General features: G+C 46.7%; 27 protein-coding genes and 1 other annotated feature. Of the genes, 15 read left to right on the forward strand and 12 right to left on the reverse strand.

Features of this window, described 5'->3' with window-relative positions; translation table 11 throughout:
* Nucleotide 1: 1 nt before the first annotated feature.
* Nucleotides 2-910 carry a cidABC operon transcriptional activator CidR gene (gene cidR, locus J6600_RS18110; RefSeq protein ID WP_003150908.1) on the reverse strand — a complete coding sequence of 303 codons (909 nt, stop codon included), beginning with the start codon at nucleotides 908-910 and terminating at the stop codon, nucleotides 2-4.
* Nucleotides 911-1016: 106 nt separating this feature from the next.
* Between cidR and J6600_RS18115 the strand changes: the two genes are divergently transcribed.
* The 5 genes from J6600_RS18115 (at nucleotide 1017) to J6600_RS18135 (ending at nucleotide 4195) form a co-directional block, all read left to right on the forward strand.
* Nucleotides 1017-1403, forward strand: coding sequence for a CidA/LrgA family holin-like protein (locus J6600_RS18115; RefSeq protein ID WP_007407725.1), 387 nt, complete (start codon nucleotides 1017-1019; stop codon nucleotides 1401-1403).
* Nucleotides 1385-2065 carry a CidB/LrgB family autolysis modulator gene (locus J6600_RS18120; RefSeq protein ID WP_007407726.1) on the forward strand — a complete coding sequence of 227 codons (681 nt, stop codon included), beginning with the start codon at nucleotides 1385-1387 and terminating at the stop codon, nucleotides 2063-2065. The genes J6600_RS18115 and J6600_RS18120 overlap by 19 nt, the downstream gene beginning before the upstream one ends.
* 129 nt (nucleotides 2066-2194) lie before the next feature.
* Nucleotides 2195-2389, forward strand: a complete 195-nt coding sequence (locus J6600_RS18125; RefSeq protein WP_003150901.1) for a YwbE family protein — start codon at nucleotides 2195-2197, stop codon at nucleotides 2387-2389.
* Between the two features lie 155 nt (nucleotides 2390-2544).
* Nucleotides 2545-3306 (forward strand): MerR family transcriptional regulator, encoded by a 762-nt coding sequence (locus tag J6600_RS18130; RefSeq protein WP_014419199.1) that lies wholly within the window; start codon nucleotides 2545-2547, stop codon nucleotides 3304-3306.
* The gene (locus J6600_RS18135; RefSeq protein WP_209387716.1) at nucleotides 3293-4195 is read left to right on the forward strand and encodes a DUF2268 domain-containing putative Zn-dependent protease; all 903 of its coding nucleotides are present in this window, start codon (nucleotides 3293-3295) and stop codon (nucleotides 4193-4195) included. The genes J6600_RS18130 and J6600_RS18135 overlap by 14 nt, the downstream gene beginning before the upstream one ends.
* Nucleotides 4196-4276: 81 nt before the next feature.
* On the opposite strand, the gene J6600_RS18140 is transcribed toward J6600_RS18135, so the two are convergent.
* Complete coding sequence (locus tag J6600_RS18140; protein ID WP_209387717.1) at nucleotides 4277-5464, reverse strand: class I SAM-dependent rRNA methyltransferase; 1188 nt, start codon at nucleotides 5462-5464, stop codon at nucleotides 4277-4279.
* A gap of 94 nt (nucleotides 5465-5558) precedes the next feature.
* On the opposite strand from J6600_RS18140, the gene J6600_RS18145 reads away from it, so the two are divergent.
* On the forward strand, nucleotides 5559-5942 hold the full coding sequence (locus J6600_RS18145) for a glyoxalase GlxA (RefSeq protein WP_014419203.1): 384 nt from the start codon (nucleotides 5559-5561) through the stop codon (nucleotides 5940-5942).
* A 28-nt stretch (nucleotides 5943-5970) separates the two neighbouring features.
* Here J6600_RS18145 and celB (J6600_RS18150) read toward each other — a convergent pair whose 3' ends face one another.
* Nucleotides 5971-7305, reverse strand: coding sequence for a PTS cellobiose transporter subunit IIC (gene celB / locus J6600_RS18150; RefSeq protein WP_007407728.1), 1335 nt, complete (start codon nucleotides 7303-7305; stop codon nucleotides 5971-5973).
* A gap of 161 nt (nucleotides 7306-7466) precedes the next feature.
* Here celB (J6600_RS18150) and J6600_RS18155 point away from each other — a divergent pair, with 161 nt between their 5' ends.
* Nucleotides 7467-9212, forward strand: coding sequence for a S8 family peptidase (locus J6600_RS18155; protein ID WP_209387718.1), 1746 nt, complete (start codon nucleotides 7467-7469; stop codon nucleotides 9210-9212).
* A gap of 58 nt (nucleotides 9213-9270) precedes the next feature.
* Here the strand turns inward: J6600_RS18155 and J6600_RS18160 are convergent, their stop codons facing one another.
* Nucleotides 9271-10131 (reverse strand): glycosyltransferase family 8 protein, encoded by an 861-nt coding sequence (locus J6600_RS18160; protein ID WP_106067793.1) that lies wholly within the window; start codon nucleotides 10129-10131, stop codon nucleotides 9271-9273.
* Nucleotides 10132-10309: 178 nt separating this feature from the next.
* Here J6600_RS18160 and J6600_RS18165 point away from each other — a divergent pair, with 178 nt between their 5' ends.
* Together J6600_RS18165 and tyrS are read left to right on the forward strand one after the other, a co-directional pair.
* On the forward strand, nucleotides 10310-10807 hold the full coding sequence (locus J6600_RS18165; RefSeq protein WP_209387719.1) for a MarR family winged helix-turn-helix transcriptional regulator: 498 nt from the start codon (nucleotides 10310-10312) through the stop codon (nucleotides 10805-10807).
* Nucleotides 10804-11015, forward strand: a binding site (T-box leader). (Overlaps the previous gene by 4 nt.)
* A gap of 45 nt (nucleotides 11016-11060) precedes the next feature.
* Nucleotides 11061-12305, forward strand: a complete 1245-nt coding sequence (gene tyrS / locus J6600_RS18170) for a tyrosine--tRNA ligase (protein WP_209387720.1) — start codon at nucleotides 11061-11063, stop codon at nucleotides 12303-12305.
* Nucleotides 12306-12361: 56 nt separating this feature from the next.
* On the opposite strand, the gene ywaC is transcribed toward tyrS, so the two are convergent.
* Both ywaC and J6600_RS18180 read right to left on the reverse strand, forming a co-directional pair.
* Nucleotides 12362-12994, reverse strand: coding sequence for a GTP pyrophosphokinase YwaC (gene ywaC, locus J6600_RS18175; RefSeq protein WP_007407732.1), 633 nt, complete (start codon nucleotides 12992-12994; stop codon nucleotides 12362-12364).
* Nucleotides 12995-13125: 131 nt separating this feature from the next.
* Entirely contained in the window at nucleotides 13126-14061 is a 936-nt protein-coding gene (locus tag J6600_RS18180) for a 1,4-dihydroxy-2-naphthoate polyprenyltransferase (protein ID WP_014419209.1), read from the reverse strand.
* Nucleotides 14062-14504: 443 nt separating this feature from the next.
* Between J6600_RS18180 and J6600_RS18185 the strand changes: the two genes are divergently transcribed.
* The 6 genes from J6600_RS18185 (at nucleotide 14505) to J6600_RS18210 (ending at nucleotide 20066) form a co-directional block, all read left to right on the forward strand.
* A complete protein-coding gene (locus J6600_RS18185) occupies nucleotides 14505-14654 on the forward strand; it encodes a teichoic acid D-Ala incorporation-associated protein DltX (RefSeq protein WP_003150882.1) in 150 nt (49 codons plus the stop codon).
* A 15-nt stretch (nucleotides 14655-14669) separates the two neighbouring features.
* Nucleotides 14670-16181, forward strand: a complete 1512-nt coding sequence (dltA, locus tag J6600_RS18190; protein ID WP_209387721.1) for a D-alanine--poly(phosphoribitol) ligase subunit DltA — start codon at nucleotides 14670-14672, stop codon at nucleotides 16179-16181.
* Nucleotides 16178-17359 carry a D-alanyl-lipoteichoic acid biosynthesis protein DltB gene (gene dltB / locus J6600_RS18195; RefSeq protein ID WP_012118762.1) on the forward strand — a complete coding sequence of 394 codons (1182 nt, stop codon included), beginning with the start codon at nucleotides 16178-16180 and terminating at the stop codon, nucleotides 17357-17359. The genes dltA and dltB overlap by 4 nt, the downstream gene beginning before the upstream one ends.
* A 16-nt stretch (nucleotides 17360-17375) precedes the next feature.
* The gene (gene dltC, locus J6600_RS18200) at nucleotides 17376-17612 is read left to right on the forward strand and encodes a D-alanine--poly(phosphoribitol) ligase subunit 2 (RefSeq protein WP_003150875.1); all 237 of its coding nucleotides are present in this window, start codon (nucleotides 17376-17378) and stop codon (nucleotides 17610-17612) included.
* The gene (gene dltD / locus J6600_RS18205; protein ID WP_209387722.1) at nucleotides 17613-18791 is read left to right on the forward strand and encodes a D-alanyl-lipoteichoic acid biosynthesis protein DltD; all 1179 of its coding nucleotides are present in this window, start codon (nucleotides 17613-17615) and stop codon (nucleotides 18789-18791) included.
* Nucleotides 18792-18974: 183 nt separating this feature from the next.
* The gene (locus tag J6600_RS18210) at nucleotides 18975-20066 is read left to right on the forward strand and encodes a branched-chain amino acid aminotransferase (RefSeq protein ID WP_209388366.1); all 1092 of its coding nucleotides are present in this window, start codon (nucleotides 18975-18977) and stop codon (nucleotides 20064-20066) included.
* A gap of 41 nt (nucleotides 20067-20107) precedes the next feature.
* Here J6600_RS18210 and licH read toward each other — a convergent pair whose 3' ends face one another.
* From licH to J6600_RS19720, 6 genes are all read right to left on the reverse strand, one after another.
* Nucleotides 20108-21436, reverse strand: a complete 1329-nt coding sequence (licH, locus tag J6600_RS18215) for a 6-phospho-beta-glucosidase LicH (protein ID WP_014419213.1) — start codon at nucleotides 21434-21436, stop codon at nucleotides 20108-20110.
* Nucleotides 21433-21765, reverse strand: coding sequence for a PTS lichenan transporter subunit IIA (gene licA, locus J6600_RS18220; RefSeq protein WP_003150867.1), 333 nt, complete (start codon nucleotides 21763-21765; stop codon nucleotides 21433-21435). The genes licH and licA overlap by 4 nt, the downstream gene beginning before the upstream one ends.
* A gap of 18 nt (nucleotides 21766-21783) precedes the next feature.
* On the reverse strand, nucleotides 21784-23142 hold the full coding sequence (gene celB, locus J6600_RS18225) for a PTS cellobiose transporter subunit IIC (protein ID WP_209387723.1): 1359 nt from the start codon (nucleotides 23140-23142) through the stop codon (nucleotides 21784-21786).
* A 15-nt stretch (nucleotides 23143-23157) separates the two neighbouring features.
* On the reverse strand, nucleotides 23158-23466 hold the full coding sequence (gene licB / locus J6600_RS18230; protein WP_003150863.1) for a PTS lichenan transporter subunit IIB: 309 nt from the start codon (nucleotides 23464-23466) through the stop codon (nucleotides 23158-23160).
* 98 nt (nucleotides 23467-23564) lie between these two features.
* Entirely contained in the window at nucleotides 23565-25520 is a 1956-nt protein-coding gene (licR, locus tag J6600_RS18235) for a transcriptional regulator LicR (protein ID WP_038461685.1), read from the reverse strand.
* Between the two features lie 146 nt (nucleotides 25521-25666).
* Nucleotides 25667-25801, reverse strand: coding sequence for a hypothetical protein (locus tag J6600_RS19720; protein WP_369719122.1), 135 nt, complete (start codon nucleotides 25799-25801; stop codon nucleotides 25667-25669).
* Nucleotides 25802-25834: the final 33 nt, after the last annotated feature.

The following is a 25834-nucleotide window of genomic DNA, read 5'->3' on the forward strand; positions in this document are numbered from 1 at the left end:
CTTAATCATCCTTTTTTCTCTTTTTCGGATTCCATAAATACGATTTCGTATGCTCCAGCCAGGCTCTGGCGGCAAAGGACATATAGCGGTCTTTCCGCCAAATGATGGCTAAATGCCACGGAATGACCGGATGAACGAGCGGAATGGTTCTGACTTTGTCAGGATCAAGACCGCGGCAGATTCTTTCCGGCAAAAGGCCGATACCGAGATTGGCCGATACCATTTCGCTGATAAAGTCCCACTGTGACGTTTCATAAATGACGTGCGGCCTGAATCCGGCTTTCACGCATTCCGTCATAATTCGATTATGAAGGACAAAATCCTCCCTGAAAAATATGAACGGCTCTTCTTTCAATTCGTGAAGACTGCATTCTTTCTCGTCAGCGAGCCGATGTGACGGATGGACGACGAGCATAAGGGTTTCCTTGACGATTGTGAACGTATGAAAAATTTCTTCATTCGCGGGAAGCACGACGACCCCGATATCAAGCGAGCCGTCCTCCACCCCTTGCTGCACTTTAATAGAGCCGTCCTCAACAAGCTGAAACGTCACATCGGGATATGTGACGCGGAAGTCACCGAGCACTCTCGGGAAAAAGCCGGACCCGATCATCGGCGGAAGACCGATGCGGACGTGCCCTTTCTTCACTTCCATAATATCGTTCAGCTCTGACGTCAGGTTTTGGAATGACTTTGTGATTTCCTGCGCCTGCACATACATGCTCTGCCCGGCGTCAGTCAGTTCAACTTGCCGGCCATTGCGGTAAAACAGCTTAATGCCGAGCTCCGTCTCCAGGTTTTTAATCATTTTTGAGATTGTCGGCTGTGAAACATACAGCGACTGTGAAGCCTTCGTAAAGCTTTTCAAACGGGCCACTTCCAAGAAATACGTTAAGTGGCGGATATCCATTACATTTCATCCTTTCTATAGACAAAAGGAATACACATTATTCTTTATATGTATTTTACCTATAGCAAAACCTTCTGTACAATATAAATATAAGGGAGGCATCATTATGAAAAAATTGCTGCTTACCGTTATTCAAATCGCTCTGCTGTTTATATTTGCGCGTCTGATCAATTGGGTCACGGCGGCTCTTCATATAAATATTCCCGGCAGTATAATCGGGATTGTGATTCTTTTCACATTATTGCATTTCAAGATTATCAAACTTGAATGGATTGAGCTTGGCGCAGCATGGCTCCTCGGTGAGCTGCTGCTGTTTTTCATCCCGTCTGCCGTCGGAGTGATTGAATACGGAGATATTATGTCTAAATTCGGCGTAAGCATTTTACTTGTCGTCGTCATCAGCACATTTGTCGTGATGGTTTCAACAGGTACGCTTACACAGCTGATAGCAAAAAGAAAGGAGAAAAAACAAACGTGTTCATCGGAATCATAAGTTTATTCTTAACTGTCTTAGTATATTTGGGCGCGAAAAAACTCTACACTCGTTTTCCGCGGGTGTATACGTCGCCGCTTCTGATTACGCCCGCTGTTTTGGTCGTACTGCTGCTTCTTGTCAATGTCCCGTATCAGACATACAATCTCGGCGGCGGACTGCTGACCGATATGCTTCAGCCGGCAACAGTGGCGTTCGCCATCCCGCTTTATAAATATTTCCCGATTTTAAAGAAATACGCCGTGGAAATTATTTTGAACGTAGCGGTCGGTTCATGTATCGCCATTCTGTCAACGGCCTTTATCGCCAAATGGTTCCATCTCGGCAGCAGCTTAGTCGACAGTCTCGTGCCGCGATCCGTGACGACGCCGATTGCCATGAACGTTTCAGAAATGATCGGCGGGATGCCGGCCGTTACAGCGGTTTTCGTCATTTTAACGGCTTTATTGGGAACGATCATCGGGCCGATGGTCATCCGCTATTTCCGCATTGATAACGAAATTGCCCGGGGCGTGCTGCTCGGAACCAGCGCGCACGGAGCGGGAACATCTAAAGCATTTGAGCTCAGCTCCGTATCAGGAACGATCTCAAGCGTGTCCATGATTCTCGCCGCGATTATGACACTGTGCGCGGCCCCGATTTTGCTTTCGTTTATGTCATAAAAGACTGCTCCTTACAGAGCGGTCTTTTTTTATTTGCTATGAAGGATTGATTTGTCTGTCCTTCATAAAAAGACGAAAACACGATATGATAAGATATGAAGTGAAAAGACTGAAGAACGGATGTGTCATATGAACGGCCAGCAGCGAAGCAGCATCAGAAAAGGACTTGAAGTCGATATCGTCCTGAAAGCCGATCAGCGTTCAGGAAAGCTGACAAGAGGAATCGTGAAGGATATTTTGACGAACTCAAGCTTCCACCCGCGCGGCATTAAGGTCCGCCTTGAAGACGGGCGAATCGGCCGGGTGCAGCACATTATTGAATAGAAAAAAGCCGGAGCTTCACGCCCGGCTTTTTTTCTTTAATTTCAGCAATGAAATCCTCATATGTTCTCCCTTTATATACAAAAAATCTTTATCCAACTATTGACTCTTACGCTGCGTAATACTTTAGAGTAGCCATTAAGGAGGCGGCAAACGTGATGGGTATGAAAGTAAAAGAAGTAGCTGAACTGATTGGAGTAAGCATACGGACTCTCCATCATTACGATCAAATTGGATTATTGACTCCTCAGGAAACGACCGATTCCGGTTATCGGCTTTATTCTGAAGAGAATCTTGAACAGCTGCAGCAGATACTATTTTTCAAGGAGCTCGATTTCTCCTTAAAAGAGATTAAAGAAATCATTAATAGTCCTTCATTTAACCGAAGGGAGGCATTAATTTTACAAAAGAAAATGTTGATTGAGAAACGGAATAGAGTCGATAAGATGATTGAAACCATCGATAAATCAATCAAACATATGATGGGAGAGATTTGCATGACGAACAAAGAGCGGTTTGAGGGAATGAACTTCAATCATAATCTTTATGAACAAGAAGCTCGCAAACGGTGGGGTGATCAACCTGTCGATAAGGTAAATATTAGATTGAAAAACATGACTGATGGTGAGCAAAAAGATTTATCTGATAAGTGGACTGCAATGTTCAATAAATTTGCACTCCTTATTAACCAATCTCCCAAGTCCCCAGACGTACAAACAGCTATCAAAGAGTGGTTTGATTTTCTCAATGAAAATTTTGGTGAATATTCTTTTGATGCCTTTTACGGATTAGGTCAACTCTATATCGAAGATAAACGCTTCACTAAGAACATCGACCGGTATGGTGAAGGGTTGGCGAAGCTCATGAGTGATGCCATTACAATTTATATAGATAACCAAAAAAAGGGTGGTACCCATTAAAATCATTATCGAGGATACAATTGGGCAATACGAAACGTTATTTTCAATGATTGAAAATAGAGAAGATTATTATCGGTATTCAATGATGAAACCTTTTGAAGATATGTGGAAAAAGATGAATGTTCCCTTAAAGGCAAAGCATCCTAACGGATATGATGTAATCATGGCTGCAAATATGCTGGGCTATCTGAGCATATTTGATACGGAAACCGGAAGAAAAGCATTAGAGAATCTAAAAGAAATTCAAGCTCTTCAAATTGCATATGGCACTTTAACTCATTGTGTAGAATTTATCAAACAAAACCGCTTAAAAATAAATGCTGATGAAATAAGGTTTGGGATGTATCTGGCTAATCAAAAAAAGCTTGAGTTACATAGAGGGTATTGTGGATTCGGAGGAATTCCGGGATTTATTCAAGTTTCAATATTCCCCAATTCATATAACATACCGAGACTGCCTGCTGTAATCGCACATGAATTTCATCATAATATTCGTTTTTCGTATTTCAATTGGGATTATGGGAACGTAACGGTTGGGGATTACTTAATTATAGAGGGGCTGGCAGAATCGTTTGCCAAAGAACTTTACGGAGAAGCTCTGTTAGGTCCCTGGGTTACTTCTTTTGAAAAAGAAGACTTAGAATACTCAAAAGAAATTATCAAAGACTCATTAAATGTGAAAGGATTTGCTGAGGTCAGCAGTTACATGTTTGGTGACACCTTTGCAGCCGAACAAGGTTATCAGCCTGTCGGCTTATCACCGTTTGCCGGTTATGCGGTTGGCTACCAAGCGGTGCAATCCTTCATGAAAGCCAACAATGTGGGCATTAGTGAGGCCACTTTACTTGGCACAGATGAGATACTAAGTAATAGCGGGTTGTTTCTTTAAGAATGAAGATTATTTTATCCCGTATTAAAGCGATGGAAGAGGGTTTTCTTTTCCCCTCTTTCCACGCTATAAATGATCATCCTATTTTTTCCGCAAGAAAACAACCTTCAAATAATTCCCTTCTTTAAACGCGGGAATCGTTTTGAAATCTTCCGGAAGCGTATATTCTTCCAAAATGTCGTAACGCTCATTTGTTTCTTTAAAGGCGGTCTCTATAAAGCCTTTAAATTTCTTCATATTGAAGGCGCTGCTGTTTGTCGAAGCGATGATGATGCCGTTTTTTGCAGTGATGGCGATCGTTTCCTTCAGCAGGTTTTTATAATCTTTCGCCGCGCTGAACGTCCGTTTTTTTGTGCGCGCAAAAGAAGGCGGATCAAGGATGATGAGGTCAAACTCCAGCCCTTTTTTCGCCGCATAGCCGAAGTATTTGAAAACATCCATGACCTTAATGTCATGCGCCTCATAATCAATTCCGTTGGCGCTGAACTGTTCAATCGTTTTTGCGAGACTGCGGTTGGCGACATCGACGCTGGTCGTTTTCTCAGCTCCGCCAAGCGCCGCCGCAACGGAAAATGCCCCCGTATAAGAGAACGTATTCAGCACCCGTCTGTCGTTTGCATACTTATCCCGAATCGCTTTGCGCACATGACGCTGGTCTAAGAAAATGCCCGTCATCGCCCCGTCGTTTAAATCCACCGCGTACCGTATACCGTTTTCTTGAACAATGACCGGAAAATCTCCTCTTTCGCCTTTGACAAAATCGTCGTCTTCCACGTATTGCCCGGCCGTATCGAATCGTTTCTTTTCATAGATCGCTTTATAAGAAAGCTCCAGTCCGTCAATCGCCTCCATCATGCTGTCCTTATAAGCGTAAATGCCTTTACTGTACCATTGAATCAGCAGATAACCGTCATAAAAGTCAATCGTGACGCCGCCGATGCCGTCGCCCTCACCGTTGAAAAGCCGGAACGCCGTCGTATCGGGCGCCTTAAACAGATGGGCTCTTGCTTCAGCCGCTTTTTTCAGCTTGTCCAGAAAGAAACGTCCGTCGATCCGTTCATCTCTCGCGCGGGACAGCACCCAGCCGACTCCTTTATTCTGCAAACCGTAATAGCCTTTTCCGATAAACTCACCCTTCTCGGATGTCACATCAAAAAGATCGCCCTCTGTTAAATGAGCCGAGCTTCCGGACAGAGCGTCTTTTTCAATCAGGGGGAATCCTTTTTTCAGCTTTCCGGCAAATGTATCTTTCACTGTAAGTAGCTTCATTGTGCATTCCTCTTTCGTTTTGCTTTCTCTTATCGTACCATAAAACATGATCAACACCGCATTGTCCCGAAAAATTCAAAACAGGGGGAAAACCATGACAGCCAAAAGAATCGACCATACAGGCATTATGGTCAAAGATATTGAAACATCCATCGCCTTTTACCAAGACGTTCTCGGTATGACGTTAAAGGATCGTATCACTCATACGAACGGCATTATTGAACTTGCCTTTCTCGGCTTTCAAGAAGGGCCGGAGACAGAGATTGAGCTGATCCAGGGCTACAGCAGCGAGCTTCCCGCAGAAGGAAAAGTTCACCATGTCGCTTTATTAACTGAAGATATTGCGGCGGAGTTTACACATGCAAAGCGTCAGGGCGCCGTATTCATTGATGAAGAAATCACGACGCTTCCGAACGGATATCGCTACTTTTACATTGAAGGACCTGACGGCGAATGGATCGAATTTTTCCAGCGTTAAAAAAAACGGGCGAAAGCGCCCGTTTTTTTTATGTTTCTTCTGTGACGTTTTGTTCCGCCGCCCGTTCCTCTCTCCATTTTTGAAGATCCCAAATTCGGAAAAACGGATAATAGATGATAAATGTAATCAGGAGATTGATCAGCTGCATGACTGAACCGGAGATTTTCCCGCCCGTCGCCAAATAACCGGATATCAGCGGCGGCATCGTCCACGGCACGGCGATTCCCGCCGGTTTTGCCACCATCCCCGTGCTCATCCCGATGTACGTCGCCGTAATGGTCAAGAGCGGCGCAATGATAAAGGGCACGATTAACAGCGGATTCATGACGAGCGGCATCCCGAAAATAATCGGTTCGTTAATGTTAAAAATCGCGGGCCCGATGCCGAGACGGCCAAGCTGTTTCATCTGTTTGCTTCTGGAGCGCACAAGCATGGTCAGCACAAGGGCAAGTGTCGCTCCGCTTCCGCCGACATTAATCCATATTTGAAAGAACTGTGTCGTAAAAATGCTCGGCAGCGCTTCTCCCGCCTGAAAAGCCAAACGGTTGGCATCCATCGCCCCGTACCAGATCGGCGACATGACGCCGCCGATAATGGACGCGCCGTGTATGCCGCACGACCAAAGCAGCATTTGCACGAATTCGGCGATAAGACTTCCGCCGAGACTCCCGCCCAAAATAGACAGCGGGGTGCCCAGCAGATCGCCTACGACATTGTGGAGGCTTTTAAAAGGAGTTATTTCAATAAACAGACGGGCCAGCCATACAAGCGTAATAATAATGAAACCGGGGATGAGCGCAACGAACGATTTGCTGACCGCAGGCGGCACTCCGTCAGGCATCTTAATGACGATATTTCTTTGTATGATAAACCGGTACACTTCCGTAGACAGCATTGCAATGATCATCGCGACAAACAGACCTTTGCTTCCGAGCAGCGAAATCGGAATGCCGCCTCCCACCATAATCTCTGTTGCCGAGCCGTCAGGAATAAACGGAATCTGATACGGCGTCGCCAATAAAAAGGCGGCAAGGGCAATGGCTCCCGACGACAGGGCATCCACCTCATAGCTTTCCGCAAGCCGGTAGGCAATCCCAAAGGCGGCGACAAGCGCCATAATGTCAAAGGACGCATTCACGGGATACCCGAGCTTTTCAACCCAATTTTCACCGAAAAGACCAGCCATAAAATCGGCATAACCGGGAATCGGAAGACTCGTCAGAATCAGAAAAACCGATCCGATGATGATAAGCGGCATAGTCAGAATAATGCCGTCCCGCAAAGCTCTTAAGTGCCTTTGGCCGGCGACTTTTCCGGCGACAGGCATGATTTTTTCTTCCATGACCCGATTGAACGTACTCATTTATCAAAAACCCCCTTTTTGAGTTCATTGCGCAGATGTCTTAAAGCATTTTCTCCATCATATTTTGGAAACGCTTACATTTGCATACAGAAATTTTCCTTATCCCTCAGGAAAAAAAGAATTCCGCACTGCCGATATATAAAGAAAAAGGGGGAATTGCAATGTATCACATCCTGAAACCGATAATGGCCGCGGCCTTGTGCGTCGGCCTGTTCTCCGCCGCGGCGCCCGCGCACGCCGAGACGCACGACCGGGACGTTATCGTGGTGTACAAAAATCAAAACGGCAAGGAATCCGCCATAGACAGCGGAGCGGATGTGGAACAGACCTATCAGCATCTCCCGGCAGTCGCCGTGTCAGCCGATTCACAAACGGTGAAAGACCTGAAACAGGACCCTGACATCTTATATGTAGAAGACAATGTATCCTTTCAGGCAGCAGGCGGTTCTGATATCCGCCCGTTATCAGCGGCCCAAAGCAGCAGTTACGCGCTGCCGCAATGGGATATAGAACCGACTCAGGTCAAGCAGGCGTGGAAAGAAGGCTTGACGGGAAAAAAGGTGAAAGTGGCTGTCATTGACAGCGGCATTTACCCTCATGATGACCTTTCCATTGCCGGAGGCTATTCCGCAGTCAGCTATACTTCCTCATACAAAGATGACAACGGACACGGGACGCATGTCGCCGGAATCATTGCGGCCAAACATGACGGATACGGCATTGACGGCATCGCGCCGGATGTCCGGTTATATGCGGTTAAAGCATTGGACAGAAAGGGTGCAGGGGATCTTAAAAGCCTTCTTAAAGCGATCGACTGGTCGATCGCCAACAAAATGGACATCATCAATATGAGCCTCGGAACTAACGCAGACAGCAAAATTCTTCACGACGCCGTAGACAAAGCATACAAAAAAGGAATCGTGATCGTAGCAGCCGCAGGAAACGACGGCAACAAAAAACCCGTCAATTATCCGGGCGCCTACAGCAGCGTAACGGCAGTCTCAGCGTCAACTGAAAAAAACGGGCTCGCGGCTTTTTCCACGACCGGAAAACAAATTGAATTTGCCGCACCCGGCACCAATATTACGAGCACGTATCTGAATCAAATGTACGCCGCGGCTGACGGCACATCTCAAGCCGCACCGCACGTCACCGGCATGTTCGCGCTGCTCAGGCAGAAATATCCCGAGGAAACAAATACACAGCTCCGGCAGCAGATGCAGCAAAACATCAAAGATCTGGGCGCTCCCGGACGTGACAGCCGATTCGGGTACGGCCTGGTGCAATATCACGTAAAGCAAAAGAGCTTTGCCGAACGGGCCGTAATAAAAGCGGAAAAGACGAAAAAACAGGCAGATATCAATCAAGCAAAAACGGCCGTCAGCAAGCTGCCCAAGTCAAAGGGAAAAACCGCTCTCGAGGCGCGGATCAATAAAGTTCAGACGGCAAGAAATGTGACGGACGCAAGAGACAAAGTCCGGACTGCCGAAAAACAAAAGAAAAAAACCGCCGTCAATGCCGCACAAAGCGCCATCCGCAAATTACCGGCCGGTTCAGAGAAAAAAGGGCTGCAAAAGCGGCTTAACGCTGTCAACTCAAGCCTTTTGAAAACAGCTGAGGCCAGCGTCAAGCAGGCGGAAAAAAAGACCTCTGAGGCCAGCACCGCAAAAGCCCAAAAAACCGTCAGCGAAATCCAGCCGGGAAAAGAAAAAGCCGCTCTGGAAAAACGGCTTGACCGGATAAAAGATAAATTCAACCGGCAGCAGGCTAGAGACAAAGTAAAAGCGGCTGAAAAAACCAAGACGAAAAAAGCACAATCAGCGGCGCAAACGGCAGTCAGCCGATTGAAGCCGTCTGCCGAAAAGACCAGCCTGCAAAAACGCGTGCGTGCGATTCGGGTGAAATAATAAAAAAAAACGCTTGAGAGCCGGATAGCGGCTTCACAAGCGTTTTCATCACACCTGCCTATTGGTTCATGGCCGGGCGGTCAATCGTGTTCCATTTCGTAAAGGACATATATCGGAAATAATGATCACGATACGGGTGCGAGGTGCCTGTATTCCAAGGCTTGTCGCTGCCGCAGAAATGGACGATGGCCGGTTCGGCACGTGTTTCTCTGTAACGTATACGGTCGATCAGTTCAGGAGGCGTTTTCTCATTCATGATAATATGCGTCTGCGCGTTCCAGCGCGGATGCAGTTCATGCCATTGATCATATAAGATCGCGTTAAGCGCGTCCTGATCATGAAACACGAGAAAATCCTCCGAGCTGTTTTCGTTGATAAAATCAATCACCTTTTCGGAAATATTCTGTTTTCTCCAAGGTTCGAAATCTATAATCATAATGCCGGAATTAAAATACTTGGCAGTGTCGCTGATATTCATTTTTTTCAGTCTTTCATGCTGTCCGGCGTCTTCTACCGCCGCAACTATTGCCGGGGAAATATCCAAGTCCCATAAAACCGAAATATCTTCCATCACAATTGCATCGCAATCAATGTAAATCATCCGCTTTACGGACTCATCCTTAATTAAATCAGGGATGGAAATGCGGTAATAAGCCGCTTTTGTAATGTGGCTGCTTTCGACTGCATGCTTGTATTGATCAGCGTCTACTTCTAAAAATTCAAGCGGTGTCCCGAATGACATCGCGGTCTGTTCAAGCTTGTCCTTGTTTTCGGAAGTAATTCCGCCGTCGATCACATATAATTTCGCATCCCTTGTTTTATCCATATTCATCAATAAAGAAGCGAACATCCCACCCAAATGACGAGCATAATGATCATCGGCACATGATACGATATGCATTGTTTCATTCTTTCCCACTGATATTCATCTCCCTTTTTGTTGTACAAATGTCTTTCCCTTTTTTTTAAAAGTAAACCTTGATCTTACACATTTTTTCTGCGGGAATGTGCTGTTTGCGATTTGATATCTTTTGCATTCTCTGTTAAAATTCATTTCATAGCTAATGATTCTGACAATAATAAGGAGCATGACGCCATTGACGAATCGCAACGATGCCGGATCAGACAATAAGAAGCCGAACAGGCCTTTTTCCGATCTATCCGGCCGAAACAAAGAGGCGGCCTATATTGCCGCTGCACTCTATCGGTCCGCCCAGCAGCTCCGTGTAAAAATGGAAAAAGAGGTGCTGTCGGCACACAAATTATCATGGACGGCGTTTTCCATCCTGTATGACCTTTGTGAATGGGAAACGCTTGATACAAGAAGGGTAGCCGCTCTATCCGGAATTACCGCGGCGACGGCGAGCAATGTCCTGAACACTTTGGAGAAGAAGGGCTTATGCAGCAGACAAACGAACAAAAGAGACCGCAGGCTTGTATTCGTCAGTATTACCGATGAGGGCAGAAAGGTTATTGAAGACCTTTACCCCGACTTTCATCAGGGGGAAATTGAACTGACGGCCTGTCTGGATAAACAGGAACAAAAAACGCTGTCCGCCCTGCTGCAAAAAATCGCTGACAATTTCATAACATAGCAGCTATGACGGGAATCAGTAACGGATTGTCTCCCTGTTTCAGAGAGCCGGCGGATGGTGCAAGCCGGCACAAAGACAAACGTGAATTACCTCCCTGAGCTTTCTTTGTGAACTTCAGTAGCAAAGAACGGGAAACCGTTATTCGAATGAGCGGAAGACGTCGTCTTCAATCAGGGTGGTACCGCGTGCATACAGCCACGTCCCTTTTGGGATGCGGCTTTTTTGTTTGGCTAAAAAAAGGAGGATGTAAAAGATGGAATCAATCACTTTAACGAATGATCAGGAAAAAGAAGTGCAAAGGCAGCTGGATTTGTACATGACCGGCGCCGCGGACGTCATACCGCCTGAAGAATTGAGAAATAAAATCGCCAAATCAGTGACATCCGGCAAGCCGCTGAACATTAAACTCGGCCTTGATCCGTCCGCACCCGACGTCCACTTGGGCCATACCGTCGTGTTAAACAAACTGCGCCAATTTCAAGAAAACGGCCATATCATACAGCTTGTTATCGGGGACTTTACCGGAAAAATCGGTGATCCGACGGGGAAGTCGCAAGCCAGAAAACAGCTGACTGATGAAGAAGTCCAGCACAATGCCAAAACCTACTTTGAACAGTTTGGCAAGGTGCTGGATCAAGACAGAGTTGAACTTCACTGCAACTCAAAATGGCTGAAGACATTGAATCTGGAAGATGTGATTGAATTAGCGGGGAAAATTACTGTCGCCCGTCTGATGGAGCGCGACGACTTTGAGGAGCGCATCGCCATGCAAAAACCGATCTCACTTCACGAATTCTTTTACCCGCTGATGCAGGGTTACGATTCTGTCGTTCTCGAAAGCGATATCGAACTCGGCGGTACGGACCAGCATTTTAACGTGCTGATGGGCCGCCATTTCCAAGAACGCTACAAAAAAGAAAAGCAGGTCGTCATCCTCATGCCGCTTTTGGAGGGTCTTGACGGCGTTGAAAAAATGTCTAAATCAAAAAACAACTACATCGGTATTGACGAGCATCCGAACGACATGTACGGCAAAACGATGTCATTGCCGGACAGCCTGATGAAAACATATATTCATTTAGCGACAGACTTAGAGCCTGCGGAGAAAAAACAGATGGAGAAGGATTTGGAATCAGGAAAGCTTCATCCGAGAGATGCCAAAATGATCTTAGCGGGTACAATCGTCAGAATGTACCACGGCAGGAAAGCGGCGGATGCGGCAGAACAGCATTTCAAACGTGTCTTCCAGCAAAACAGCCTGCCTGAAGATATGAAAACCGTCATATGGGACGGAGAAAAGACCGTGCCCCTTATTGAGCTGCTCGTCACGATTGGACTCTTTTCTTCAAAAAGCGAAGCACGCCGTATGATTCAAAACGGCGGAGTCAAAGTGAACGGGGAGAAAACGGATGCCCTTCATACCGTCATTACCGCAGAAGACGGCATGACGATTCAGGTGGGCAAGCGAAAATTTGTACAGCTGCGCGTAAACGGATAAATAAACAGCCGGACTGCACATAAAAGCGGTCCGGCTGTTTGTGATGCGTCAATCGTTTAATCGACTTCTTTCTTAATCCCAAGCATCTTTTCGTCTAAATAATGGGCGATGTCCGCCGCTTCCTTCAGCTCGTCGGTCAGATGCTTTGGGACTTCGTTATTTAATTTGTAATAAATTTTATGTTCAAGACTCGCCCAAAAATCCATGGCGATGGTGCGGATTTGAATTTCCGCCTTCACATATTCCACACGATTCGTCAAATAAACGGGAATTTCAATAATCAAATGCAGGCTGCGGTAGCCGTTCGGCTTCGGATGTTTGATATAATCCTTCACCTTTACGATCTTCAGATCCTTATGCTGCTTCAAAACCTCAGCGACATTATAAATATCGGAAATAAAGGAACAGATAATCCTGACACCCGCAATATCATGAATATGCTCTTTCATTTCCTGCGTCGTCACATCGCAGCCTTTGCGCATCAGTTTATTGACGATACTCTCGAAACTTTTTACGCGTGATTTTGTATGCTCGATCGGGTTATGCCCGTGAATCAAATTATATTCCTGGCTGATGATCGAAAACTTCGTATCCAGCTCATCTAAAGCGAATTTATAAACTAATAATTCATTTTTCCAATCTTCCATGACCGTTTTCAAATCATCCATATGGGCTGTTGACAAGTCCATTTTTTTCATCTCCTTGCTTTGCTGTCCGTATATAAGACGGGTCAGTCCTCAGTCAGGTTCTTTACAAAATCATGAAGATTATTTCATAAAAAAAAGCAAATGCCGGTTATGGCATTTGCCTTTTCATTTGATCAGCGGAAATAACTGATCAGGAGTCCGATTGAAAGCAGGAATCCGAAAAATGTATTGGTTTGCGCCGTTGATTTCATCGCAATAATCATATTCATCGGCATTTCGTTTTTCACAAAGCCTTTCACAGCCTGAACGGGCTTCGGCACGCTCAGGAAGACCAGGAACAGCCACGGGCTTGTGTAACCCATGATAACAAGACCGACGATCCAGATGTAAGCGATGGCAAAAGATGCGGCCAGTATCATGACGGCTCCTCTATGCCCCATCAAAATGGCCAGCGTTTTACGTCCGCCCTTTTTATCTTCCTCAATATCACGGATATTGTTGGACAGGTTAATCGCTCCGACCAAGATGGCAATCGGGATGGAAATCAAAATGCTCTGTTCATTAATTCTGCCTGTCTGAATGAAGAAAGAAATAAGGACAAATACAGAGCCCATGCAAATGCCGGAGAACAGTTCCCCGAACGGTGTATACGCAATCGGCAGCGGGCCGCCCGTATACAGATAGCCGATCAGCATGCCGGCAAGGCCGATAACCGCAAGCCACCAGCTGCTGCTTATGCAGATATAAACACCGAGCACGAGGGCAATCGCATAAGAGCCGAGCGCCAGCTGCAGAATTGTTTTCGGCTTCATGCCGTGGCGGACGATCGCTCCGCCGATACCTACGGAATCCTCCGTATCTAAACCGCGTTTAAAATCGTAATATTCATTGAATAAGTTCGTGGCGATCTGAATCCAAAGGCAGGAAAACAGCATGGCCAAAAACAGCAGGAAATCAACCTTTACGTAAAACATCGCCAATACGGTGCCGAGAAGTACGGGCACAAACGATGCCGTCAATGTATGAGGGCGGGTTAGCTGCCACAAAATGCGGCCCATGCTTTCTTTCTCGGGCGTCTTTTGGCTGCCCCCCATATTGTTTTGATTCATTTTCCTCTTCCTTTCTATTAAAAGGCTTTCACAGTCAGCCGATAACAGTAGTGTTGAATTGGGGTTTTCACGTTTTCTGCTACCTTATCTATCATAATAATTTCTTCCTCATTTCACAAGATGCGGCGCTTTATCGGCTATCCTGCCGGAAACGGCTTTTCGCCCTTCTCCATTGGGGTTCGGCACAAGCCTGCGTAAGAAAAAGCCGCCAAAATTTTTTTACCTCGTTTATATTTACGATAAGTTAAAAATCCCGCCTGAACAGCGCCTTTTTAGTATGATCATTTGCCAATTTATACATGCGTGTTTTCCATCCTTTTGTTTCTCATTCATTTTTAAGGAAATTTTAAGCTTAGGATATTAGACATATTTTGAAACTTTTTGTTAATCTAATCGTCATATACTGGTGTAATTATTGAATACGCGGGGAAGGAATTTTGAATATGATGCAAAAATTAAAACGTGCTTATGAAAATACATTGATCAAATGGACGTTTCATACGGGCTTTTATTTTCTGATATTAGTATTGCTCTTTTGGATGTATGGATTTCATACAGCGAATACCGGCACTTATATTTACAACGATTTCTAATCGGGGAGGATAACTATGAAACTACTTGATGCTATAAAAACATACGCAGACGCCAAGCCGCAGGCCGAAGCGTTTCGTTCCTTAGATCATTCCCTCACTTACGGGGAATTATGGGATTTGTCGGAGCGGGTTGCGTCCGGCATTCAAAAACATACAGCTGACGGTTCGAAAGCGCCTGTCCTGGTTTACGGACATATGGAGCCGAATATGATCGTTTCTTTCTTAGGAAGCGTCAAAGCGGGCCGCCCTTACATCCCTGTCGATGTTTCCATTCCGGCGGAGCGGATCGTAAAAATCATTGAAAGCTCAGGCGCAGAGCTGCTTATCACCGTATCGGGCGATGCAGTCGATACGGGAAGCAATCTGATTAAAACCGTTAAGCCCGAAGAGCTTGCAGCTGACGGAGATGCAGACCTCAGCCGTGAGAACTGGGTAAAAGAGCTGGACACATTTTACATTATTTACACGTCCGGCAGCACGGGAAATCCGAAGGGCGTGCAGATATCGGCTGATAACCTGCAAAGCTTCACTGACTGGATCTGCAGGGATTTTCCTGTGGGCGAGGGTAAGACATTCTTAAACCAAGCTCCGTTTTCTTTTGATTTATCTGTCATGGACATTTTCCCGTCGCTTCAAACGGGAGGTACGCTGCACTGCGTAACGAAAGACAAAATCAATAAACCGAAAGTACTATTTGAAGAGCTGGAGAAATCCAAACTGAACGTCTGGACATCGACGCCGTCTTTCGTCCAAATGTGTCTGATGGACCCCGGCTTTACGCAGGAGCTCCTGCCTGAGGCAGAAGTATTTATGTTTTGCGGAGAAGCGCTTCCGGCTGCCGTGGCACAGGAGCTGTTAAACCGTTTTCCGAAGGCCCGCGTATTCAATACATACGGCCCGACTGAAACAACGGTTGCCGTCACCTCCGTTGAAATCACGCAGCAGATCATCGATGAACATGAATCTCTGCCCGTCGGTTTTGCAAAACCCGATATGAATATCTTCATCATGGATGAAAACGGGAATAAGCTTCCGGACGGAGAAAAAGGGGAAATCATCATCGCGGGCCCGAGCGTGAGCAAAGGCTATCTCGGAGAGCCTTGTCTGACGGAAAAAGCGTTTTTCCCGATCGACGGCCAGTGGGCATATCACACGGGTGATGCCGGTTATGTTCAGGATGGTCAGATTTTCTGCCAAGGACGCCTTGATTTCCAGATTAAGCTTCACGGCTACCGCATGGAGCTGGAGGAAATCGAAGTACATGTAAGGCAGTCTCAATATGTGCGCACGGCGGTTGTCATCCCGTATCAGCCTAACGGACCTGTCGAATATTTAATTGCCGCCATCGTACCTGAAAAACATGATTTTGAAAAAGAATTCCAGCTGACAAGCGCCATTAAGAAAGAACTGGCCGCTTCGCTTCCGGCCTACATGATTCCGAGAAAATTCATTTATCAGGATCACATTCAAATGACTGCGAACGGAAAAATCGACCGTAAACGCATTGGCGAAGAGGTTCTTGTATGACGCCTTACAGCTCGTTTTTCTTCTTTATCTTACTTGGAATCCTTCTTTTGCCGACGATTATTTTAGGGCTGAACGGCAAGAGATTCCAAGGATACAACATGTTTATATCCATCATCGTATTGGCTTTGATTTTCGCGCATGATCTGCACGGCGTGATCGCACTATGTATCTTTACGCTGTGGCAGGTGCTTTTAATCAGGGGTTATCTCGCTTACAGACTGAAAGCCAACAGCGGCTTTGTCTTCAGTATGGCCGTGATCGCGTCCATTTTACCCCTGTTTTTATCTAAATTATGGCCGTTTTTCTTTCCGCCGGCGCCTCATCACCCGGTTCATAACCTGATCAGTTTCTTAGGAATTTCTTATTTGACATTTAAAGGCGTCCAGCTGATCATGGAAACGAGAGACGGGCTGATTAAAGAAAAAATGCCGCTTCACCGCCTTTTGTACTTTATTATGTTTTTCCCGACCATTTCTTCCGGTCCGATCGACAGATACCGCAGATTTGCCAAGGACGAACAGAAAGTATGGACAAAGGGAGAATACGCTGATTTACTGTATACCGGCATTCATAAAATTTTTATCGGTTTCTTATACAAATTCATTATCGGATATGCGATTAACACGTATTTCATTATGAATCTGTCTCATATCACCCACAGCAAACTGTGGGGTAATGTGCTGTACATGTACGGATACAGCTTGTACCTGTTTTTTGATTTTGCGGGTTACACGATGTTTGCCGTCGGTGTAAGCTATATCATGGGTATCAAATCTCCGGAAAACTTTAATAAGCCGTTTATCAGCAAAAACATTAAAGACTTCTGGAACCGCTGGCATATGTCCTTATCCTTCTGGTTCAGAGACTACGTATTTATGCGCTTTGTTTTCTGGATGACAAAGAAAAAATGGATAAAGAACCGGATGGCCGTCTCGAACATCGGGTATTTCCTGCTGTTCATGCTGATGGGCGTCTGGCACGGACTCGCCCTGCAATATATTGTATACGGCCTGTACCACGCCGTATTAATGACCGGGTATAACTTTTTTGAGAAATGGAATAAGAAATACAAGTGGCTGCCCGCCAATCGTTTTACGGCCTTTTTAGCCATCGTCATCACATTCCATTTCGTATGTTTCGGATTTTATATTTTCTCAGGAAAACCATTTCATCACTAAAGGAGATTGAAAACACATGGAATTTAAACAGGAAGTATTAGACGTATTAGCTGAAGTTTGTCAGGAGGACGCTGTGAAAGAAAATCCTGATATTGAAATCTTTGAAGAAGGACTGCTTGATTCTTTCGGAACTGTAGAGCTGCTTGTCGCCATCGAAAACCGCTTCGGCATTACAGTGCCGATCACTGAATTTGACCGTGACGAGTGGAATACGCCAAACAACATTGTAAACAAACTGACTGAGTTGAAGTAAATGAAAAAGCGTTTCTTTGGACCAATTATTTTAGCGTTCGTCCTGTTTGTCGGAGCTATCGCAGTTCCGGCTTCATGGCTTACGCGCTTCATTCCTGAAAAACGTGTCGAAGAGTCGGCGGCAGCCTTAAATCCGAATATGTTCCAGGGGCTCTATCTGCAAAATAAAATGTTCGAAGACTCGAAGTATCTGCCGATTTTCGGTTCTTCCGAGCTTTCAAGACTGGATGAGTTTCATCCGTCCAACTATTTCCAAGTGAACAACCAAGGCTTTACGCCTTATCTTGTCGGAAAAGGCGGGGACCAATCCTTGATACACGCCGTGAACTTTGCGGCGCATTATCAGCAGCTGAAAGGCAAAAAGCTGGTATTCATTGTTTCTCCGCAATGGTTTATCAAAAAAGGTTCTGATGAACAGCACTTTGCGCCGAATTTTTCATCACTTCAGGCATTGGATTTAGCATTTAATGACCAGATTGATCCCGCAGTCAAAAAGAACATGATGAAGCGCATGCTCCGTTTTAAAGTCGTTCAGCATGATGCCGTCCTTTCTGAATTGTACAAGGGAATGGTCAACGGACAATCATGGAAAGTGAAAGCGGTCATGCCGGCTGCCAAAGCTTATTATTCTCTGCTTGAGAAAAAAGATCTTTATTATTCAATGGGAGAAACCAAGGGCCCTGAACGGACGATCTCTGAAAACCTGAAAGGGAAATCGTGGTCAGAGTTAAAAACAGCCGCCGCGCAATTAGGAGAACGGAGCTCCAAGTCCAATCCTTTCTATATCGATGACGCTTCTTATAAAAAGATTAAGAAGAAAGTAAAGAGAGTGAAAGGGATCAACAAAGGAAGAACGTACGCCAAATCAGTCGAATATCACGACTTTGAGGATATGCTGGACATTCTGAAAGATGCCGGCGCTGAACCGATGTTCGTGGTTATTCCGGTCAACGGAAAATGGTATGACTACACCGGCTTCCCGAAAAAAGGCCGGACTGATTACTACAAAAAAGTCACTAAGCAAATTAAAGCGAAGGGCTTTCAGGTTGCCGACTTATCCGGGCACGAATATGATCCGTACTTTATGAAAGACACCATCCATATCGCCTGGAAGGGCTGGGTGTACGTCGATAAAGCAATGGAGCAGTTTTACAAAACCGGCAAGGTGACGGTTCACTGAGCACGGTGATGACAGAATACGTAAAAACGAACACGCAGGGGGCATTCTCTCCCCTGCTTTTTATGTGATTTGATTTTTTCACAAATTTGAGGAAAACTATTGCGAATATTTGTTGAAGGTATACAATAGAATATAAATTATTTTCAAATAAGTTTGACAATAACACCAATAGGGAGACAGAACATTATGAAACAAGACATTCGTGTTGAATTGACTTCAGCCAAAAAACCGAAACCGGACCCCCATGACCTTGCGTTCGGCAGAATTTTCACCGACCATATGTTTGTTATGGATTACGACGCCGATCAAGGCTGGTATGATCCGAGAATTATCCCTTATCAGTCCATCTCAATGGATCCTGCGGCCATGGTTTATCATTACGGCCAAACCGTTTTTGAAGGGCTTAAAGCGTATGTAACGAAGGATCAGGAAGTGCTTCTGTTCAGACCGGAGAAAAATATGGAGCGCCTGAACCAGTCAAATGACCGCCTTTGCATCCCGCTCATTGATGAAGAGCTTGTTCTTGAAGGCCTGAAACAGCTCGTAGCCATCGACAAAGACTGGATTCCGAAAGTGGAAGGCACTTCCCTTTATATCCGTCCGTTTATTATTGCGACTGAGCCTTTCCTCGGTGTAGCGGCATCCCATACGTACAAGCTGTTTATCATTCTTTCCCCGGTCGGCTCTTATTACAAAGAAGGCATTAAACCGGTGAAAATCGCCGTGGAAAACGAATTCGTGCGCGCCGTCAAAGGCGGCACCGGAAACGCGAAAACCGCCGGCAACTACGCATCAAGTCTGAAAGCGCAGCAGGTTGCGGAAGAAAAGGGATTTTCCCAGGTTTTATGGCTTGACGGCATTGAGAAAAAATACATCGAAGAAGTCGGCAGCATGAACATCTTCTTCAAAATCAGCGGCGAGATCGTGACGCCGGAGCTGAACGGAAGCATTCTTGAAGGAATTACGAGAAATTCTGTCATCACCCTTCTCAAACATTGGGGACTGACTGTGTCTGAGCGGAAGATTTCGATCGATGAAATCATCCAGGCGCATCGTGACGGCCGATTGGAAGAAACATTCGGAACCGGTACGGCGGCGGTCATTTCTCCGGTCGGCGAACTGATCTGGAATGATGAAAGTCTTGTCATCGGCAGCGGTGAAACCGGAGAGATCTCGAAGAAATTGTATGATACCATTACAGGCATTCAAAAAGGCGCGGAAGCCGACGTGTTCGGCTGGACGACGGAAGTCGCCTCACTAAGCGAATCAAAATAAGCAAAAAACCCGGAAGCGAATCCGGGTTTTTTTTACTGCTCTTATGCTTCAATCGACTTAAAGAAATGAGGCAGATGTTCTTTGTGGGCCTCAAGCATTTCATCCAGAATGGCCTTTGCCACGGAGTCTGACGGGACGAGAGGGTTGATCGTCATCGCAAGTAGCGCCGTTTGATAATCTCCCGTGACGGCTGCTTCAGCGGCGACGCGCTCAAATGATTTGATTTGCTGGACGAGTCCGCGGACAGACACCGGCAGATCACCGACGGCGATCGGTTTCGGACCGTCTTTCGTCATGACACAGTTCACTTCGACCGCTGAGTCATTCGGAATGCTGGCGATCGCGCCGTTGTTTATCGTATTGACGGGCTGGATATCATGTTTGTCATTATAGATGGAGCTGATCAGGTTGCAGGCCGCGTCACTGTAGTACGCTCCGCCCCGTTTTTCAAGCTGCGGCGGTTTGATGGCGAGATTCGGATCTTTGTACAGTTCGAACAGTTCTTTCTCAACCTTCTGCACGACCTCGGCGCGTGTGCCCTCCGTCTGTGACGCTTCTATTTCATGCTCGAGCATTTCTTTCGTTTTGAAATAATAGCGGTGGTAGCCGCAAGGAATCAGATCGAGCGCCTTCAGGAATTCAGGCTCCCATTCCGCTCCTGAAATATTTTTCATCGTCATGGCGTTTTTCGGGTCTCCCATGGCTTCAATGACTTGATCTTTCACGCTGACGCCGTCTAAGAAAACATCTAATCCGAAGACCATGTGATTCAGCCCGGCAAATTGCACTTCGATCCGGCTGACATCCACGTCCAATGCTTTTGCGACGCCCATTTTAATGCCGATCGGCACATTGCAGAGGCCGACGACTTTTGTGAGATTCGAGTAGCGGAGCAAGGCCTCGGTAACCATGCCGGCAGGGTTTGTGAAATTCACGAGCCATGCATTCGGACAAAGCTCTTCAATGTCTTTCGCGATTTCCAGAATAACCGGGATGGTGCGCAGCCCTTTGAATAAACCGCCCGGACCGTTTGTCTCCTGGCCGATTACGCCGTATTTTAACGGAATCCGTTCGTCTTTGGCGCGGGCCTCAAGAAGGCCGACGCGGAATTGAGTCGTTACGAAATCCGCATCCTTCAAGGCTTCTCTCCGGTCAAGCGTCAGGTGAATCTCTATCGGAACACCCGCTTTTTCGACCATGCGTTTTGCAAGCGTGCCGACGATATTGAGTTTTTTCTCGCCTTCAGGAATGTCGACGAGCCATAATTCTCTGACAGGCAGTTCCTCATAGCGCTTAATGATGCCTTCCACAAGCTCCGGTGTATAGCTTGAACCTCCGCCGATCGTTACAATTTTAATTCCTTTTGTCATATTTTTGCTCCCCCTTGCAGACTCACTTTTTCGTAAATCTCGACTAACTCAGCGGCCAAGTCTTTCACGGTCATGGCATTCATTAAATGATCTTGCGCATGCACCATCAAAAGCGTCATGTCTGTTTTTTCTCCGCCGGCTTCATTTTGGATCAATTCTGTCTGGTAATGATGAGCTTCGGTCAGTTCCCTTGCGGCTTCCTGAAGCTTTTCCTCCGCCATGGCTCTGTCCCCCCGCTTTGCGGCGGCAATGGCTTCCATTGATGCGCTTCTGCCGTTGCCGCCATGCAGGATGATCTGAAAAATGGTCTGTTCCATTTTTTCATTCATGTGTTTCACTCCCTTTCTCTACAGCACGGCTTTTTCGTCTCCCTGTACGGCTGGCGCCTGCGATTGTTCAAGTTCGTTTTCTTCTTTCAGCTTTTGCGAATCCCACATTCTGAAGAACGGATAGTACACGATAAAGGCTGTGATGATATTAATCGCCTGCATGACAGCCCCTGATATTTTTCCGCCCGTGGCAAGATAGCCGGAGAAAATCGGCGGCATCGTCCACGGGACGGCAATGCCGGCAGGTTTGGCGACGAGGCCGGTGCTCATGCCGATATAGGTAAGGACCAGTGTGACAAGCGGTGTGATAATGAACGGAATGAGAAGCATCGGGTTCATGACGATCGGCATTCCGAAAATAATCGGCTCATTAATATTAAAGACGGCCGGCCCGATGGCGAGTTTCCCAAGCTGCTTCATCTGCTTGCTTCGCGAACGGAGAAACATGGTGACCACGAGCGCCAGTGTCGCGCCGCTTCCGCCGATGTTGATCCAGATTTCAAAGAACTGCTGGGTGAAAATATTCGGAAGCGCATCGCCCGCCTGAAACGCAATCCGGTTGGCATCCATCGCTCCGAACCAGATCGGCGCCATGACGCCGCCGACTATGTTCGCCCCGTGTAATCCGCACGCCCACAAGAGCATTTGAACCGCTTCGGCTATCAGGCTTCCGCCGAGACTTCCCCCAAGAATCGAGAGCGGCGTCCCCAGTACAACGCTTACAATATTATGAAGGCTTTCAAACGGCGTCGCTTCGACAAGTAAACGCGCGCCCCAGATCAGAAAGATGACGGCAAAGCCGGGAATTAAGGCGATAAACGATTTGCTGACCGCCGGAGGCACGCCGTCCGGCATTTTGAAGACGAAATTCCGCTGGATGATCAGGCGGTAAATTTCCGTCGACAGCATGGCGATGATCATCGCGACAAACAGCCCTTTGCTTCCCATGAGAGAAAGCGGAATGCCGCCGCCGACCATGATTTCCTCTTTGGCGCCGGAAGGCAGAAACGGAACTTTGTACGGCGTTGCCAATAGAAACGCCGCCAAAGATATCGCACCGGCCGATAATGCGTCCACCCCGTATTTTTCGGCCAGGCGGTAGGCGATTCCGAAAGCGGCGACAAGACCCATGATTTCAAAGGTCGCATCAACCGGATATTGCAGTTTTTGAGACCAGGCGCTTCCGAACGTCTTTGCCATGAAATCCGCATATCCCGGAATCGGCAGGTTGCCGATGATCAGAAAAAACGAACCGATGATGATAAGCGGCATGGTGAGGATGATCCCGTCACGCAATGCTTGCAGATGCCGCTGGGAGGCAATTTTTCCGGCAATGGGCATGACTTTCTCTTCTAAAAACTGGTTCACCTTATTCACACGGCCCGCCCCTTTCTACGATGCGTTTCCGAGCTGTTCCGCTGATTTCAGAACCTCCGCTCCGTTGCAAGTGCCGTAATGGACGGTATTGATGACTTCAACCGGCACTCCTTTTGATTCACCCAATTTTTTCAGCTGCGGAAGCAAATAACGGACTTGAGGCCCAAGCAGCAATACGTCCGCTTTATCAATATGCTGGTTGACTGAATCGCCTGACACCGCCCAGATTTTATATTCTTTTCCTTGTTCCTGCGCGCTTTTTTCCATCTTGGTGACGAGTAAGCTTGTTGACATCCCTGCTGCACAAACGAGTAATATATTCATGTAAAAGACCTCCTGAAAGTTTGGTATTTTGTATGTCTCGATGTTAGTACCATCATATTATGAAATCGCTTTCATAACTACTCAGGCTTTTTCCGCTGCTAACGGAAAAAAGGTGTATCCCGGTCTTTCTCTGATCGTTTGTCTCTGAATACTCGTAAAACCTCCTGATAGGTTGTGCATTTTAAGAGACGGCTTACCGCGGCCGGATCATCTAACATGCCGCCGAGCCATTTGTACATATGCTGGAGGTCGGCTTTGCTTTCTTTCTCGACGCAGAGCAGGCAGACAAATTGGACACGCTTATCCGCCCAGTCAATCGGTTTCTTCAGCGTGCATACCGCCCAAAACGTCGTGTCTGTCTGCGGAACGAGCGGGTGCGGAATCGCCGTAAGATTGCCGAAACTCGTAGGAGAAATCGCTTCCCTTTCAAAAATAGAATCGGTCAGAGAATCAGAAGCGAGGCCGGCTTCTGCAACCTGCTGTCCGAGAAAACGGATGACGTCCTCCTTCGTCTCCAGATCCTGCTGCAAAAATACCAGCTCCGGTTTCAGAAAGTTCAATTGTTCCCGCTTTTCTTCCAGCATGGCGTCGATTTTTGTAAAATCCCCGCCGCCCAACAGCGTATGAACCTTCAATACGGGAACGGGCAGGTCTTTTTTGATCGGCACTGTGCTGACCACAAAATCAATCGACTCAAAGGAAAGCTGGTCAAGGCTGCAGTAATCAGCTGTTCCGACGATTTCAAGACGCTTTGCGAACCGGGAACGGAGCTTTTCTCTTAAAAGCTGCGCGCTGCCGGCGCCGGACGCACAAACAATCAGACAGCGTTTAGGCGGCCGTTCCGTCTTTCTCCTTTCAATGGCGGCTCCGAAATGAAGCGCCAAATATCCGATCTCATTTTCATGAATATCAATGCCGGTTTGCTCCTTGATCACGATTCCCGCAATCACTCCCGCTTCAAATGCGAGCGGATAATTTTCCTTTATGGCGGAGAGCATCGGGTTTCTCAGGTTCATTCCGTACCGGTTTCGGTTAATCGCCGGCTTGATGTGGAGCGCAAGACCCGCTTTCAGCTCATTGTCGTCCGTGATTCCGAGCTTCAGCTCCCGCTCAATGGCTTCGATCATGGCCTCCGTCAAACGGCTGGTTTCCCCGTCTATCAGCCTTGTAAGCTCTTTTCCTTCCAGTTGTGACTGGGTCATGCGCTTTGTCCCGAGCAGGTGAATGGCGATATAGGCGGTTTCCTGTTCGGGAAAGGTGACCGAAAGCGCAGATTCAAGCTCTTTTACGATGGCTTCCGCTGACTGATATTCTGTTTCAAGCTTAATATCATGAAGATCTTCCGGGATGAGAGATACATAGTTTTCTGTCCGGATTCGTTTGCAGGCAATGGCGATATGGATGATGAGATTATTCAGGCCGAAGAAAGAAAGCGGGATCTTGTGGTTTCGAACCTGCTTCATAATGGCTGTGCGGATCACGTGAATGTCGTCTTTCGGCAGAATACCGGCCTTTTCACTCAGGAGATCAGGCTCAGGCTCGCGGTCGTCCACTAAGTATTCCGCCATACAATAACGGAGGCGGAGCTCTTCGCCGCGCAGCTTAAAGCCGTAATTCGGCCTTGTTTCCAAAATGATGTCATAGGGGCGGAGCCGTTTTTTGACTTCTTTTAAATCAGATTGAAGTGTGGATTTACTGATGAACAGTTCTTCCGCCAAGTCATCCAGCTTGAGGTAGCCGTCGGCCAGAAGCATTCTTTTCATAAGGTAATCTAACCGTTCACCGGGAAAAATCGGCACGGTGCTGTTCTGCTGGAAATTGTCCTGAAGCCAGTTTTTAAACGGCTGCTCATTCCGGATCAGCAGCTTATAGCCGCTCCCTCTGACAGATTGAATGGATGCGCCGTGTTTTTCTACAATGGTTTGCAGTTCCTTTATGTCATTGCGGACCGTCCGCGTCGTTACCTTTACATTTGCAGCGATGACTGAGCTTGTAACCGGTGTTTCAGCAGCTAAAAGCAAGCGCAGAAGTTCACGAAGCCGCCCATGAAGCATGAGAAAAACCTCCTATCAGATCAGATGCAGACGTGAAAAATGGGCAAAAAGAATGAGGAAGGGGTAAATGTATGTAAATTCTATAATGGGGAGGATTTCAAGTCAATGCGGCAATCCGTTGCCAAGCCCGTAAAAAAACAGCCGGATCAGCCGGCTGTTCGGGATGCGGACATGCGGTTCCGCTTAGATGCCTTCCGTTCTTTTATGATTTTTCTGATGATCGGATAGATGACGGGCGCCCATTTGATAATCGTTTTGAAAAATTTTTTCAATGTCTGAATCCCCTTTCTTTTACCTTGTCTTTCCCCTGTTAT

Source organism: Bacillus sp. LJBV19 (assembly GCF_017797845.1).
GTDB classification, from domain to species: domain Bacteria; phylum Bacillota; class Bacilli; order Bacillales; family Bacillaceae; genus Bacillus; species Bacillus velezensis.

Excerpts from the sequence above, each read along its gene's own strand:
- tyrS (WP_209387720.1), top strand. The coding sequence starts at position 11,061 with ATGGAATCAATCACTTTAACGAATGATCAGGAAAAAGAAGTGCAAAGG.
- licH (WP_014419213.1), bottom strand. The coding sequence starts at position 21,436 with ATGACAAAAGGAATTAAAATTGTAACGATCGGCGGAGGTTCAAGCTAT.
- ywaC (WP_007407732.1), bottom strand. The coding sequence starts at position 12,994 with ATGGACTTGTCAACAGCCCATATGGATGATTTGAAAACGGTCATGGAA.
- dltD (WP_209387722.1), top strand. The coding sequence starts at position 17,613 with ATGAAAAAGCGTTTCTTTGGACCAATTATTTTAGCGTTCGTCCTGTTT.
- J6600_RS18140 (WP_209387717.1), bottom strand. The coding sequence starts at position 5,464 with ATGAAGCTACTTACAGTGAAAGATACATTTGCCGGAAAGCTGAAAAAA.
- cidR (WP_003150908.1), bottom strand. The coding sequence starts at position 910 with ATGGATATCCGCCACTTAACGTATTTCTTGGAAGTGGCCCGTTTGAAA.
- J6600_RS18155 (WP_209387718.1), top strand. The coding sequence starts at position 7,467 with ATGTATCACATCCTGAAACCGATAATGGCCGCGGCCTTGTGCGTCGGC.
- J6600_RS18145 (WP_014419203.1), top strand. The coding sequence starts at position 5,559 with ATGACAGCCAAAAGAATCGACCATACAGGCATTATGGTCAAAGATATT.
- J6600_RS18185 (WP_003150882.1), top strand. The coding sequence starts at position 14,505 with ATGATGCAAAAATTAAAACGTGCTTATGAAAATACATTGATCAAATGG.
- J6600_RS18130 (WP_014419199.1), top strand. The coding sequence starts at position 2,545 with ATGGGTATGAAAGTAAAAGAAGTAGCTGAACTGATTGGAGTAAGCATA.
- dltA (WP_209387721.1), top strand. The coding sequence starts at position 14,670 with ATGAAACTACTTGATGCTATAAAAACATACGCAGACGCCAAGCCGCAG.
- J6600_RS18180 (WP_014419209.1), bottom strand. The coding sequence starts at position 14,061 with ATGAATCAAAACAATATGGGGGGCAGCCAAAAGACGCCCGAGAAAGAA.
- celB (WP_007407728.1), bottom strand. The coding sequence starts at position 7,305 with ATGAGTACGTTCAATCGGGTCATGGAAGAAAAAATCATGCCTGTCGCC.
- licA (WP_003150867.1), bottom strand. The coding sequence starts at position 21,765 with ATGAATGAAAAAATGGAACAGACCATTTTTCAGATCATCCTGCATGGC.
- licB (WP_003150863.1), bottom strand. The coding sequence starts at position 23,466 with ATGAATATATTACTCGTTTGTGCAGCAGGGATGTCAACAAGCTTACTC.
- licR (WP_038461685.1), bottom strand. The coding sequence starts at position 25,520 with ATGCTTCATGGGCGGCTTCGTGAACTTCTGCGCTTGCTTTTAGCTGCT.
- J6600_RS18115 (WP_007407725.1), top strand. The coding sequence starts at position 1,017 with ATGAAAAAATTGCTGCTTACCGTTATTCAAATCGCTCTGCTGTTTATA.
- dltC (WP_003150875.1), top strand. The coding sequence starts at position 17,376 with ATGGAATTTAAACAGGAAGTATTAGACGTATTAGCTGAAGTTTGTCAG.
- dltB (WP_012118762.1), top strand. The coding sequence starts at position 16,178 with ATGACGCCTTACAGCTCGTTTTTCTTCTTTATCTTACTTGGAATCCTT.
- J6600_RS18125 (WP_003150901.1), top strand. The coding sequence starts at position 2,195 with ATGAACGGCCAGCAGCGAAGCAGCATCAGAAAAGGACTTGAAGTCGAT.